This window comes from Lichenihabitans psoromatis, assembly GCF_004323635.1.
GTDB classification, from domain to species: Bacteria; Pseudomonadota; Alphaproteobacteria; order Rhizobiales; family Beijerinckiaceae; genus Lichenihabitans; species Lichenihabitans psoromatis.
This window is the reverse complement of record NZ_CP036515.1, coordinates 2254616-2267666: the sequence shown is the minus strand read 5'-3', so window position 1 is coordinate 2267666 and position 13051 is coordinate 2254616. Positions and strand designations below refer to the sequence as shown.

Here is a 13051-nt window from a genome sequence, read left to right as displayed (position 1 = left end):
GCAAGATAGGGCGGTCACGACAGACCGCCCGACCAAAAGCCGCTCAGAAGCCCTTGTTGTAACGGTTATGCGCCGCCGGAATGTGATGGCGATGCATCATGCGATAATGGTGCCGCATCATCCGACGATGATGCATCATGCGCTTGTGATGATGCATCATCATGCCCTTATGGGACATACGCTTCTTCATGGCCGGCTTCTTCATGGTCATGTCGGCATCGGGCTTGGCCATCGGGGCGGGAGAGGCCGCCGCAGGAGCCATCGGGGCTGGCGCCGGTGCGGGAGCCGGTGCCACAGGTGCGGGAGCCACCGGAGCCGGAGCGGGGGTTGGGGTCGTCGGCACGGCCGGCGCTGGTGCGTTCGGCGATCCGCCCTGCACGGTGGGGGTATCCTGCTGGGCCAAAGCTCCGCAGCTGCCGATCATCAGAAGAGCACATCCAACAATTAGACTACGCATCGTTAAAGTCCTTTGATCCGGTCGGCGCCTGAGAGCCCAAGTGGCTCGCGACCCTTGTTTCGATTGGTCTGAGCGGCAGCAAAGCTACAATGCTGGCCGACACATTCGGTTCGCTTACACCTTGCTGAAACACGATGCGTGGCGATCACCGTTAATGGTCGGTTTCAAGCGCCTTCGGCGCTTGGATCGGCATGAAGTGGGCCGACAGCGCGTGATACACCCCCTCCTTGCAGACGAGCTTGGAAGCCGCCTGCGCCACAAGCGAGGCGAGCATGATCGGGATCACCAGCGCGTGGTTCTCGGTCATCTCCGACACGATCACGAAGGAGGTCAGTGGCGCCTGCACGACGCCGGTCAAATAGGCCGTCATGCAGAGGACGGCGAGCACGCTGAGCGGGACCTGCGGCAAGAGCGGCGCGAGATCCTGAGCCAGACCGGCACCGACCGCCAACGAGGGCGAAAAGATACCACCCGGAATGCCGCTCACCGACGACAAGGCCGTGGCGATCAGCTTCAATGGCCCGAATAAAGGCGTCAGCGTCGCATTGCCACGCAAGATGGTCTGCGCCTGTTCGTAGCCTGTGCCAAAGATCGATCCCGCACCGGCCAGCCCGCACAGCGCCAACCCAAGCCCGCATAAAGCCGCAAACAGGATCGGCTTGGTCTTGATCCATCGTCCGGCCGGATGCACAAAACCGGTCGCGACGACGATCAGAATACGGCTGAACAAGCCGCCCGCGAGTCCGCAGATCACGCCGGCGACCAGCACCGCGATCCATTGCGGCCCGATCGGCAAGCTTGCCGATGTCGAGCCGAAATAGGTGTAGTCGCCGACGACCGCCAGCGACGTCAGTCCGGCAGCGATGACCGTGCCGAGCACGAGACCGCTGGCTCGAACCTCAAAGGATCGGCTCATCTCCTCGATCCCGAAGATGATGCCGGCGAGCGGCGCGTTGAAAGCGGCCGCGATCCCGGCCGCGGATCCGGCCAGGAGCAGGCCCGGTTGGCGATGCGGCTCGAGGCGGCCGAAAAAGAACATAGTGGACGCACCGACCTGGACGGTCGGCCCCTCGCGCCCGGCCGAGGCGCCGCAGACCAAGCCGAGAAGCAGCAGCACGATCTTGCCGCCAGCGATCCGGAGCGACACCAGTTTTGAGCGGAGCTGCATATCTTGCATGTGATGGGCGGCGATCACCTGCGGGATGCCGCTTCCCTGCGCGCCTGGGAAAAAGGCGCTGGTGAGCCACGCGGCGAGCGCGAAGCCGCCCGGCCCGAGCACGAACGGCGCCCACGGCCACATCGTCACCATGCCGTGGAAAAGACCCTGCGCCGCATCGGCCATTTTGGCCATCGCGACAGCCAAACCGCCGACCGCAAGTCCGCCGACGACGAAAAGGGCACGACGACGCCACATCGGCCACCAGACATGACGAACATGTCGGCCGGCACGGCGATGATAAGCAACGGGATCGGTCATGGTCGGCGGCATCGTCTCAGCAGGAGGATCAACGGATGCCTGCTTTGACCCATCGGACGCGCCGTGGCTACAGGATTGATCATGCGATCGACCGCGAAACGGCGATCGGCCGAGCCGTGCCGCTTCCCCGTGCCGCTCAGTCCTGGTCCAAGTCGATGCCCGGATCGTCTCTCTCGGTCAGGGTGCCATCGCCGTCGATCACCTGTTTGGCCACGCCGACCGGAAAGCCAGCACGTGCGAGGCTCGCGATATCGCGTTCTCGATGGGCTGCCCGATCACGGATCCGAAACGGGCCAAGCCGGCGCCGGCGCGCCCAGATGCCCGCCTGTGACAGCGGATCGAGACTGTCGAGAACCTCGCTCAGCCCGGCTTCATCGGCATCGACGCCGGCCTGCGCCAAATCGGCTTTGATGCGCCAGGCGGGTCGACCTTTGGCCGCGAGGCTGTTGGCTCTGCCGCGCGCAAAAGCGGCATCGTCCAACAGGCCGATCCGGGTCAATCGCTCGACCACCGGATCGATCATGGCCCGCAGCTCTTCGGCATCCGGCCGTCCGCCATCGTCACCCTGAAGGCGACGCGTGATCTTGCGGGCCAGAACCTCGCGCAGACGATCTGCCGACGCCGAATGTCGCGCAAGGTAATAGGTCGCCATCCTGACCAGTGTTTCCGGCTTCAGGACTGGCTTAGCGGCGGGGTCGTCCCGGCTCATGGCCGTCCCGTCAATCGCGAGGGGGGCGTGCCTTGCGGGGCCGCTCGCCGCCCGGATCGATCGTCCTCGGGGCCGCGTGAGCGCGATGTCCGTCGCGGCTCGGCGGCTTGCCGCTTGGCGCGCCATCCGGCCCGAGAAGCTCGATCCGGATCTCCTCGCCCTCGTTGTTCTTGGTGGCGGCGATCAACCGGTCGGCCGCGCCTTCGGCGACTTCGAACTTGGTTTCCTTGTCGAAAATGCGAATGGCTCCGATATCGGCCTTGGTGATCTTACCACGGCGGCAGATCATCGGCAGAAGCCAGCGCGGATCGGCCTCGTTGCGACGACCGATGTCCATCCGGAACCAGATGCTCTTGCCGTTGCGCGGACCCGATGACGGCGCGGAGGGCGCCGCGTCATTCTGGCGAACGGGACGATCGGTCTTGAAGCGGGGGCTCGCCTCCGGCCGCGGCGCGCGTTCGGTTTTGTCGCGCGGGGCGCGCACGTCCCGCATGGGACCCGGATCATAGACATCCTCAGGCGACGGCAGACGCGATCGATAGAGACGCACCAGAGCGGAAGCGATCTGCTCGGGCGAGCGTTCGGACAGCAGGCTCTTGGCGAGCACGAGATCCTCCTCGGTGCCCTCCTCCAGCATCATGGGGTCGCTGACCAGTCGCTCCGCGTCGAGTTTCCGGATCGATTCGGCGGATGGCGGCCCGTCCCACTCGAAACGGATGCGCGCAGCCGCCAACAGGCTCTCGGCACGACGACGGCGCGACATCGGCACGAGAAGGATGCTGGTCCCCTTGCGGCCGGCGCGGCCGGTGCGGCCACTGCGATGCTGCAGCACCTCCGGATCGTTCGGCAGATCGGCATGGATGACCAGATTAAGGCTCGGCAAGTCGATGCCGCGCGCCGCGACGTCGGTCGCGACGCAGACGCGAGCGCGGCCGTCGCGCAGCGACTGGAGCGCGCTGTTCCGCTCGTGTTGGGACAGTTCGCCCGAGAGTAGCACCGCGGCAAAGCCGCGTTCGGTCAAGGTGGCGCCGAGATGGCGGACCGCATCGCGCGTGTTGCAAAACACGATCGTGCTGGGCGAATCATAAAAGCGCAGCAAGTTGACGACGGCATGTTCGACATCGTGCGGCGCGACCCGGACGGCGCGGTAGTCGATATCGGCGTGGCCGCGCTCGCCGGTCGCGACCTCGAGCCGAAGAGCCTCGCGCTGGTAGCGGCGCGCCATGGCGCTGATGGTCTTCGGCATGGTGGCCGAGAACATCAGGGTGCGCCGCTCGGGCGGTGTCGATTGCAGGATGAACTCGAGGTCTTCGCGGAAGCCCATATCGAGCATTTCGTCGGCCTCATCGAGCACCAGCGCCCGGAGGGTCGACACGTCGAGATTGCCGCGTTCAAGATGGTCGCGCAGACGGCCGGGCGTGCCGACCACAATGGTGGCGCCCGTGGCGAGACGGCGCGTTTCGCTGCGTGGGTCCATGCCGCCGACGCAGGCCACGATGCGGGCCTCGGTGTAGCGGTAGAGCCACTCCAGTTCGCGCTGAACCTGGAGCGCGAGTTCTCGGGTCGGTGCGACGACGAGCGCCAGAGGAGCGCCCGGTTGAGAAAACGTGTCCGCCTCTGCGTCCATCAGCGTGTCGACGAGCCCCAGCCCGTAGGCCACGGTCTTGCCGGAGCCCGTTTGGGCCGACACGAGCAGATCGCGCCCGGCCGTTTCGGGCGCGAGAACAGCCGATTGCACGGGTGTCGGCTCTTCATAGTTCTTCTCGGCGAGAGCACGAGAGATCGTCGATTTGGTGGGTGGAAACGGCACGGAAGATGAACGCCTTGAACTGCGGAAATAAAGGGATCGCCAGCGTCTTGTAGTTTATTCTGCTGGATGCGGCTACGTCGTAACGTCGATCATCGCCGAAGACGTTTGCGATCTGTAAGACGACCAATGCAATGACGAGGTCTTGCACTGGTCGCGTCACAAGGTCCAGGCTGCACAAGCACGAGAACGGCGCCTTTGTCATCAGCCCGTCAATAAAAGAGCGCGACATTTCCGATAGACATAGGACTACATCGCTAAATCATATGATGCTCGATCATCCGCCGCTCACATCCGACCGAAGCCTGCTCTCAGCACTCATCGCGGCCCTTCCAGGCCCCGTCATCGTCGTAACCGCGGACATGCGGATCATCGCGGCGAATGGGCCGGCGCTCGACATTTTGCCGGTGGTGCGGCCCGGCGACCTTCTCGCGCTCAGCTTGCGGGATCCTGACGTTCTCGACGGGGTCAATCGCGTCCATGCTTCCGGCTTGGCCGAGACAGTCGCGTGGCGCGACCGCGTTCCGGTCGAACGCTCCTATGAGGTCACGATTGCCCCGCTCGACGCCCCGGAGGAGGAGCGCCTGATCGTGCTGACGATCCGCGATCTGACCGAAACACATCGGGTCGAGCGGATGCGCGTCGACTTCGTGGCCAATGCCAGCCATGAATTGCGGACGCCGCTTGCCTCCCTTCTCGGCTTCGTCGAGACGCTGCAAGGCCCTGCACGGGACGACGCGAAAGCCCGGGAGCGATTTCTCGCCATCATGGGCGAGCAAGCGCGGCGTATGGCGCGCCTAGTCGACGATCTTTTGTCGCTGTCGCGGATCGAGCAGAATCTTCATCTCAAACCCAACAAGCCCGTCGATCTCGGGTCCGTTGTCAGGCACGTCGTCGATACGCTCGCGCCTCTGGCTCAGGAGAACGGCGCCCGCGTCGAGGTGGAGAGCAGCGAACCGGTCATCGTCTCCGGCGATCGCGACGAACTCGTCCGGGTGGCCGAAAATCTGATCGAGAATGCCATCAAATACGGCGGCCTTCCGCGACCACGCGACGGCGCCGCGGCAGCGCCCGCATCCTGCCATGTCGAGATCAGCATCGTGATCCACCGCCGCGTCGGCGTGCTGACGGTGCGCGATCACGGCCCCGGTATCGCGCCGGAGCATCTGCCGCGATTGACCGAGCGCTTCTACCGCGTAGACGCGGGGCAAAGCCGCGCCAAGGGCGGCACGGGACTCGGATTGGCGATCGTCAAACATATCGTGGCACGCCATCGCGGCCGCATGACGGTCGAGAGCGAAGTCGGCCAGGGCTGCGTCTTCACGGCTTCGATTCCGCTCTATCCACAGCCGACGCGGTGACGGTTTTGCCTCGGTGCCAAGCACCGGGCAAAGCAGCGCGTTATAAAATCGTCATCCAACTGTCGTAAAAATCCCGTGCGCTCGGGGTAATCGAGATCGCTCTGAAGCCGGTCGGCGAAAACGCACGGGCAAACGAACGCACGGACGGGATCGACATGGCACTTACCACGCAGGCCCAGGCCGGCACCGCGTCGACGGCAGATGCGAGACCGAGCCGGACGAGGAAACTAAAATGAGCGTGAACACGGTATTGGCGAGCGCGCCGCAAACGCAGACGCTGCCCGTTAAAGTGTCGATCAAGAACCTCAAGTTCTACTATGGCGACTCGCTCGCCCTAAAGGACGTGTCGCTTCCGCTCTACGCCAACACGGTCACGGCCTTCATCGGGCCATCGGGCTGCGGAAAATCGACCCTGCTGCGAATCTTGAACCGGATGTATGATCTCTACCCGCGCCAGCGCGCCGAAGGCGAGGTCATGCTCGACGGGAAGAATATCCTTCGCCCCGAGCAGGATCTGAACGAGCTCCGCGCGCGGGTCGGCATGGTTTTTCAAAAGCCGACGCCGTTCCCGATGTCGATCTACGACAACATCGCGTTTGGCATCAAATTGTTCGAGAAGCTGCCGAAGAGCGAGCTCGATGGACGTGTCGAAAAGGCGTTGCGCGGCGCCGCCTTGTGGAACGAGGTCAGCAACAAGCTGAACGCGAGCGGCCTGAGCCTCTCGGGCGGTCAGCAACAGCGCCTCTGTATCGCCCGAACCGTGGCGATCAGCCCGGAGGTGATCCTCCTCGATGAGCCCTGTTCGGCACTCGACCCGATCTCGACGGCACGTGTCGAGGAACTGATCGACGAGTTGAAGGCGAGCTACACGATCGTGATCGTGACGCATAGCATGCAGCAGGCTGCCCGCGTGTCCGACCGCACTGCCTTCATGTATCTCGGCGAATTGATCGAATTCGACGACACCAAGAAGATCTTCACCTCGCCGGCCCAGACGCGGACGCAAGACTACATCACGGGTCGTTTCGGCTAAGGCTCTAGACAGACGGGCGATCGTCGCACGGCGCGGCACCGCGCAACGATCGAGTCGCTCGACCGCCTCCCACCCTCTTGCGGATGATCCGCTCCAGCCGCGAAGGACCTCAAACATGCCCGAACATATCGTCAGCGCCTACGACAAGGAACTCGAGAGCCTCGGCCGCAAGATCGCCGAAATGGGCGGCATCGCCGAAAAGATGCTGTCCGACGCGATGGATGCGCTGACCAATAGCGACGTCGATCTCGCCCGTTCGGTCGTGGCGATGGACCCGCGTCTCGACATCCTGCAACGGCAGATCGAAGACAGCGCGATCCTGACGATCGCCAAGCGTCAGCCGATGGCGATGGATCTGCGCGAGATCGTAGCGGCCATCCGGGTGTCAGGCGACCTCGAACGGGTTGGTGACCTCGCCAAGAACATCGCGTCCCGCGCCATGAAGATCGCGTCCGAGCAGCGCCTGCCTCGCGCCGTTATCGGTTTGAAGCATATGAACGAATTGGCGGCGACGCAGCTGAAGGACGTTCTCGACGCTTACGCCCAGCGCGACGTCGAACAGGTTCAGGCTGTTTGGACCCGCGACGCCGAGCTCGATGCCCTGGAAGATTCGGTCTTCCGCGATCTCCTCACGTTTATGATGGAAGATCCGCGCAATATTTCGTTCTGTGCCCATCTCCTCTTCTGCTCCAAGAATATCGAGCGGGTCGGCGACCATACGACCAACATCGCCGAGACGGTCTATTACCTCGTCACCGGCGAAACCTTGCCGATGGATCGGCCCAAGGGCCGGATGTCGAGCCTGATCCCGACCGACGCCGCCGATGAGGTTGCCTGAGACTGGATCGGCTCGCCTCGTGTCGCCGATCATCCGGGCCATGTCGGAGACGACGGCGAGCCGTACAGGATGTGGCGATCACGATCATGCCCCCGGCTCATGGCGCGGACACGCCGCCTGACGCCCGGGCAAAGGAGCATTCGTCATGAATAGCATGCGGACCACGATCAAGAGCGGCTCCGTCGGGACGGCGCCGCACATCCTCGTGGTCGAAGACGAACAGGCGCTGGGGTTGCTGCTGTCCTACAATCTCGAGGCGGAAGGCTTCACGGTCGAACGTGTGGAGCGCGGTGACGAGGCCGAACTCCGCCTGAGCGAAATGCCGCCGGATCTCGTCATTCTCGATTGGATGCTGCCGGGCGTTTCGGGCCTCGAAATTTGCCGTCGCCTGCGTGCGCGTGAATCGACCCGGACGTTGCCGGTGATCATGCTGACGGCGCGCGGCGAAGAGGGCGAGCGCGTGCGTGGCCTGTCGGTCGGGGCCGACGATTACGTCGTGAAACCCTTCTCGGTGCCCGAATTGATGGCGCGGGTCCGGTCCCTGCTGCGTCGCTCGAAGCCGGAGCGTCTGGCCAATCGGCTCATGGCTGGCGACCTCGATCTCGATCGCGAGACCCGCAGGGTGCGCCGAGCCGGACGCGACGTTCATCTCGGCCCGACGGAATTTCGCTTGCTGGAATATCTAATGGAACGGCCGGGCCGTGTCTTCTCCCGCTCGCAATTGTTGGACGGGGTCTGGGGCATGTCGGTCGAGATCGACGAGCGCACGGTCGACGTGCATGTCGGGCGCCTGCGGAAATCGCTCTCGCGCGGGCGGGAACGTGATCCTCTGCGCACCGTGCGCGGCGCGGGCTATTCCTTCGACGAAACCTTCGGCAAAGCCTGAGGCCCGTTCCTAAAGCAGCATCATCTCCTGCGCGCGGATAATGACGGCTTCCTGGCGGAAAATCGTCTCGAGATGTTGCCGATAGTCGCTCCACCACGCGCGGTCGAGGTCATCGCACATGATCTCCATCACGACGATCTCGTCACGGCTGGTCGGCTGGCCACCGCGCTTCCAATGCCCCTCGGCCGGCGAGCGCGTATAGGCCGTGACGCCGCCGAAACGCTCGGTCAGAGCAGCCGCCATCGTCTCGTAATGCGATTTCGGAAACAGGCGACTATCATTGTCGAAAACCGGAAGCAGGACCTGAATCAACACCATGACGGCCTCGTGCATTTGACGTCGTCGTCTCCCCGCATCGTGGCGCCAAGCTTGTGGGCGACCTTGTCACATGCGTGCCATCCGAAAATCCGAAACTGCAACGAGACAGACCCTGGAGCCGCGAATGAACGACCAGCATACCCCCAATCCCATGTCGGATGTGCAACGGATCCAGAACGAGATCGCAGACAGCTTCGACGAGGAACTCGAACTTGAAATGGACGATCAGCGCCTCGAACAAGCGCTGGATTCGCTCTCCGACCATCCCGAGCGCGAGTCTCTCGATCGGCGGGTCTATTTCAAGGAGTTGTTCCGCCTGCAGCGCGATCTCGTGCGTCTGCAGGATTGGGTCCAGCACCAGAAGCTGAAAGTCGTGGTGATCTTCGAAGGTCGGGACAGCGCCGGCAAGGGCGGGGTCATCAAGCGCATCACCCAGCGGCTCAATCCGCGCGTGTGCCGCGTCGTGGCACTGCCGGCGCCGAGCGAGCGCGAGCGGACACAATGGTATTTCCAACGCTATGTGGCGCATCTGCCGGCCGCCGGTGAAATGGTGCTGCTCGATCGCAGCTGGTACAATCGCGCCGGGGTCGAGCGCGTCATGGGCTTCTGCACCGAAGCCGAGGTCGAAGAATTTTTCCGTTCGGTTCCAGAGTTCGAACGGATGCTGGTCCGGTCCGGCATCATCCTGATCAAATATTGGTTCTCGATCACCGACGAAGAGCAGGAATTCCGCTTCAACATGCGGATCCACGATCCGCTCAAGCAGTGGAAGCTCAGCCCGATGGATGTCGAATCCCGCAGCCGCTGGGAGGATTACACCAAGGCCAAGGAAGCGATGCTGGCCAAGACCAATATTCCGGAAGCGCCCTGGTGGGTCGTCGAGGCGGTTGATAAGAAGAAGGCGCGGCTCAATTGCATCGCGCATCTGCTTAGCCAGATTCCGCATGAGGACGTGCCCCGCGCGCCGGTCGTCCTGCCCGAACGCGTCCACCATGCCGATTACGTGCGCCATCCGGTCCCGGCCGAGATGCACGTTCCCTCGCGCTACTGACGCAAGCCAAAGGCCGACGCTTCCGGGCGTCGGCCACTCACCAGACGATCGCGCGCGCCTCAGGCCAGGACCGGCGCGCTGCTCAATGAAGGTCCCGATGTGAGCGATCCGCCGCGATGTTGCGGGCGTGGATCCAGGTTTTCGGCTGGGTCGTATCGCCGTCGCCGAGCGCGCATTGGACCATGACGCTGTCGCTCCAATGGCCGAATTTGTAGCCGACCGACGGCAGGATGCCGACGCGCTTGAAGCCGCATGATTCATGCAGCCGGATCGAGGCCTCGTTGGCGCCATCGATATAGCCAATAATCTGGCGATAGCCACCGGCCGCGCAGGCCTCGATCAAGGCCGGCAGCAACCGACGGCCGATGCCGGCATGCAGATGTTCGTGATGCACGTAGATCGAGTGTTTCAACGTGTAGCGGTAAGCGGGGCGCTTGCGAAACGGCACCGCATAGGCATACCCGGCCACAACGCCGTCCCGCTCGGCCACAAGATGGGGGAGCCGCTTTTTCCGCATCGTCTTGCGGCGGCGTTTCAGATCCTCGGCATTGGGCGGCTCGGGCTCATAATCGCCGAGTTCGCCGACGCCGCGCTGGATATGGTGCGCGTAGATGGCCAGCATCGCCGGCACGTCCGCATCCGACGACGGTCGGATCGTGATCTCTCCTGGACTCTCCAAGGTTAAAGCCCCTCGCGCGTCACGTAGGTATAAAACCGGATCGCGCCATCCGCCGCGACTTCCCGATAGAGCCCCTGGATTTCAGCCTCGAAGCCCGGGAACAGATTGGCGCTTCGCTCGAACATCTTGAAATAATCCAGCATCGGCTTCGACCGTTCGTTGATCCGCTCGCCCGGCACAAGGGTTCCGATGCCGGGCGGATAGACCAGCATCAGCGTCGTGGCGATGCGGCCGTCGATCTGGTCGATCGGCAGATAGTCGACCTTGTTGCGGGTTAATTGCTTCACGGCCTCGTGCGGCTCCATCACCATATCGGGCAGATGGGCTGGCGAAAACTGCGCCTTCTGCATCGCGCTGGTTCCGGCATCGCGGTGGAAGGCGTGGAAATCGTGACAGAGGTCGCGCAAGCGAAGGCCGCGATACCGTTTGGGGCGTCGATTGACGAATTCCGGCATGGCCTCCTCCAGCGGCACGTTTTCATCATGCAGCCGCTTGAAGGCGACGAGGGCACTGATCAACGTACCGGCCTTGCTGGACTCGACGCCCGGCGTCAGGAGGAACAGCAAAGAGTTGAGATCGTTCTTCTCCGCAACCACACGGTTTTCGCGCAGATATTGCGCCACGATCGGGGCCGGAACACCATGCTCCGCATAGGCGCCGGTCGTCCGGTCGAAGCCCGGCGTCAGGATGGTCAGCTTAGCCGGGTCCGTCATGGCGTAATGCTCGGCCACATGGGTAAACCCGTGCCAAGCCGCTCCCGGCGTATATTCCCAATATTGCCGGCCCGCTGCGAGTTCGTCGGTCGGCACGCTTTCCCAAGTGGCTTCGCGCGGCTCGTCGCCGTCGACGAGAGGCGGAAGGCTGACCTTGTCGGCCACGAAGGGATCGAAGAACCAACGGCGCAGCGGATCCTGCTCCTTGTCCTCGAACTCGCGCCGGATCGCGCGAAGCTTTTTCCGCAATTCGATGCCGAGCCGGATCGTATCATCCCACAGCACGACGCCGGAGCGGCCCTTCATCATCTGTGCGCCGACATCGAGCGAGGCGAAGATCGGATAGAAGGGCGAGGTCGACGCGTGCAGCAGGAAGCTTTCGTTGAAACGCCGATGCTCGACACGCCGGGTCTGCCCGCGGATGTGGCTATCCTTGGTGTGGATCTGCGAGGCCTGCGAAAAGCTCGCGAGCTGTTTATGCGTCGATTGAGTCGCGATGATACCAGGCGAGGTTTCGTCGAGTGATTTCAGGCCCATGGCGAAGCTTCCAGCAAATAGCGGATGGAACTTCATGAAGCCGGCCCAGGCCTCGTCGAACAGGATGTAGTCGCAGAGGTGGCCGATCTTGGCCAGGATCATCTCGGCGTTATAGATCGTGCCGTCATAGGTGCATTGCTCGATCACGGCGACGCGGAACGGCCGTTCGCGCTGCCACGCGTCCTTATCTTCGATCAGCGGATTGGTGCGGATCTTCTCGCGTATGGCCGCTTCATCCAGCGCCTCGTGATAGATCGGGCCGATCAGGCCGAAGGCGTTGCGATCGGTTTCGAGAAATACAGGGATGGCACCGCCCAAGAAGAGCGCGCCATGTACCGCCGCCTTGTGGTTGTTGCGGTCGAACAGCACGAGGTCACCGTCCGTGACGAGAGCCGACAGCACGATCTTGTTCGAGGCCGAGGTGCCGTTGAGCACGAAATAGGTCTTTTCGGCGCCGAAAATGACAGCCGCTTCCTTTTGGGCCTGCAAGGCCGGCCCCTCGTGGACCAGCAGATCACCGAGATCGAGCACCGAATTGTCGAGATCGTCGCGGAACACCGCCTCGCCGAGATGTTCGACGAAGATGCGCCCGATCGGGCTGCGATTGTAGAAGATGCCGCCATTATGGCCGGGACAGGTCCAGAGCTGGTTCCCCTCCTCCGCATAATCCACCAGCGCGCCGAAGAAGGGCGTCTTCAGCGTCTCGGCATATTGCTTCAGACGGCTGACGAGATTGCGAGCGATGAAATCCGGCGTTTCTTCCGCGAGAAAGATATAGCCGTCGATGAAGTCCAGCACTTCGACCGGAATATCCTCGAGGCGCTTGCGGCGCACCATGATGATGATCGGCATTTCGAGGCCGCGCTTCCGCATCAGGTCGATCAGCGCCGCGGCCTTGCCGTCGAGGCCGCGCTTGCCCCAATCCACGACCATGCAGCCGATCGCCGCATCGGTCTGCACCGCAATGGCCGCGTCGTCGACCCGTCGCGCACGCACCACTTCGAAGCCGAGTTTCTCGACCGAGGAGATGATCTGCTGAACCCGCACGCCCTCGAGATCGTCGGGATCGAAATTGGGCGCGCAGATCAGGACGGTGAAACGACGAAAGAAGTCCATGTGGCTCGCGATCCTGAAGAAAAAACTAGTCCTACGCTTCGGTCTTTGACGATCTTGTGACGGCGCCTC

General features: G+C 63.2%; 12 protein-coding genes. 5 read left to right on the top strand and 7 right to left on the bottom strand.

The features are described 5' to 3' along the window. Window positions 1–43: 43 nt before the first annotated feature. The 4 genes from EY713_RS10565 to EY713_RS10550 all read right to left on the bottom strand — a co-directional run bounded on the left by EY713_RS10565 (window position 44) and on the right by EY713_RS10550 (window position 4453). Window positions 44–424, bottom strand: a complete 381-nt coding sequence (locus EY713_RS10565) for a hypothetical protein (protein WP_131114744.1) — start codon at window positions 422–424, stop codon at window positions 44–46. Window positions 425–608: 184 nt separating this feature from the next. After that, window positions 609–1934: a chloride channel protein gene (locus tag EY713_RS10560; RefSeq protein WP_170314076.1), complete on the bottom strand. Its 1326-nt coding sequence runs from the start codon at window positions 1932–1934 to the stop codon at window positions 609–611. Between the two features lie 136 nt (window positions 1935–2070). Next, a complete protein-coding gene (locus EY713_RS10555; protein WP_131114743.1) occupies window positions 2071–2643 on the bottom strand; it encodes a regulatory protein RecX in 573 nt (190 codons plus the stop codon). A 10-nt stretch (window positions 2644–2653) separates the two neighbouring features. Next, window positions 2654–4453, bottom strand: coding sequence for a DEAD/DEAH box helicase (locus EY713_RS10550; protein ID WP_131114742.1), 1800 nt, complete (start codon window positions 4451–4453; stop codon window positions 2654–2656). Between the two features lie 263 nt (window positions 4454–4716). On the opposite strand from EY713_RS10550, the gene EY713_RS10545 reads away from it, so the two are divergent. The 4 genes from EY713_RS10545 (at window position 4717) to phoB (ending at window position 8568) form a co-directional block, all read left to right on the top strand. After that, on the top strand, window positions 4717–5811 hold the full coding sequence (locus tag EY713_RS10545; protein WP_342634219.1) for an ATP-binding protein: 1095 nt from the start codon (window positions 4717–4719) through the stop codon (window positions 5809–5811). A gap of 232 nt (window positions 5812–6043) precedes the next feature. Further along, entirely contained in the window at window positions 6044–6844 is an 801-nt protein-coding gene (pstB, locus tag EY713_RS10540) for a phosphate ABC transporter ATP-binding protein PstB (RefSeq protein WP_131114741.1), read from the top strand. 115 nt (window positions 6845–6959) lie between these two features. Beyond that, on the top strand, window positions 6960–7682 hold the full coding sequence (gene phoU / locus EY713_RS10535) for a phosphate signaling complex protein PhoU (RefSeq protein ID WP_131114740.1): 723 nt from the start codon (window positions 6960–6962) through the stop codon (window positions 7680–7682). Between the two features lie 145 nt (window positions 7683–7827). After that, window positions 7828–8568, top strand: coding sequence for a phosphate regulon transcriptional regulator PhoB (gene phoB / locus EY713_RS10530; RefSeq protein WP_131114739.1), 741 nt, complete (start codon window positions 7828–7830; stop codon window positions 8566–8568). Between the two features lie 9 nt (window positions 8569–8577). Here phoB and EY713_RS10525 read toward each other — a convergent pair whose 3' ends face one another. Then, window positions 8578–8886, bottom strand: a complete 309-nt coding sequence (locus tag EY713_RS10525; RefSeq protein WP_131114738.1) for a hypothetical protein — start codon at window positions 8884–8886, stop codon at window positions 8578–8580. Window positions 8887–9010: 124 nt separating this feature from the next. Between EY713_RS10525 and ppk2 the strand changes: the two genes are divergently transcribed. After that, the gene (ppk2, locus tag EY713_RS10520; RefSeq protein ID WP_170314075.1) at window positions 9011–9937 is read left to right on the top strand and encodes a polyphosphate kinase 2; all 927 of its coding nucleotides are present in this window, start codon (window positions 9011–9013) and stop codon (window positions 9935–9937) included. A gap of 82 nt (window positions 9938–10019) precedes the next feature. Here ppk2 and EY713_RS10515 read toward each other — a convergent pair whose 3' ends face one another. Both EY713_RS10515 and EY713_RS10510 read right to left on the bottom strand, forming a co-directional pair. Then, window positions 10020–10559: a GNAT family N-acetyltransferase gene (locus EY713_RS10515; protein WP_210215351.1), complete on the bottom strand. Its 540-nt coding sequence runs from the start codon at window positions 10557–10559 to the stop codon at window positions 10020–10022. Window positions 10560–10618: 59 nt separating this feature from the next. After that, window positions 10619–12982 carry an Orn/Lys/Arg family decarboxylase gene (locus tag EY713_RS10510; protein ID WP_131114737.1) on the bottom strand — a complete coding sequence of 788 codons (2364 nt, stop codon included), beginning with the start codon at window positions 12980–12982 and terminating at the stop codon, window positions 10619–10621. Between the last annotated feature and the right edge of the window lie 69 nt (window positions 12983–13051).

Coding starts and splice junctions, on each gene's coding strand:
- EY713_RS10565 (WP_131114744.1), bottom strand. CDS start 424: ATGATCGGCAGCTGCGGAGCTTTGGCCCAGCAGGATACCCCCACCGTG.
- EY713_RS10560 (WP_170314076.1), bottom strand. CDS start 1,934: ATGACCGATCCCGTTGCTTATCATCGCCGTGCCGGCCGACATGTTCGT.
- EY713_RS10555 (WP_131114743.1), bottom strand. CDS start 2,643: ATGAGCCGGGACGACCCCGCCGCTAAGCCAGTCCTGAAGCCGGAAACA.
- EY713_RS10545 (WP_342634219.1), top strand. CDS start 4,717: ATGATGCTCGATCATCCGCCGCTCACATCCGACCGAAGCCTGCTCTCA.
- pstB (WP_131114741.1), top strand. CDS start 6,044: ATGAGCGTGAACACGGTATTGGCGAGCGCGCCGCAAACGCAGACGCTG.
- phoU (WP_131114740.1), top strand. CDS start 6,960: ATGCCCGAACATATCGTCAGCGCCTACGACAAGGAACTCGAGAGCCTC.
- phoB (WP_131114739.1), top strand. CDS start 7,828: ATGAATAGCATGCGGACCACGATCAAGAGCGGCTCCGTCGGGACGGCG.
- EY713_RS10525 (WP_131114738.1), bottom strand. CDS start 8,886: ATGGTGTTGATTCAGGTCCTGCTTCCGGTTTTCGACAATGATAGTCGC.
- ppk2 (WP_170314075.1), top strand. CDS start 9,011: ATGAACGACCAGCATACCCCCAATCCCATGTCGGATGTGCAACGGATC.
- EY713_RS10515 (WP_210215351.1), bottom strand. CDS start 10,559: ATGCTGGCCATCTACGCGCACCATATCCAGCGCGGCGTCGGCGAACTC.
- EY713_RS10510 (WP_131114737.1), bottom strand. CDS start 12,982: ATGGACTTCTTTCGTCGTTTCACCGTCCTGATCTGCGCGCCCAATTTC.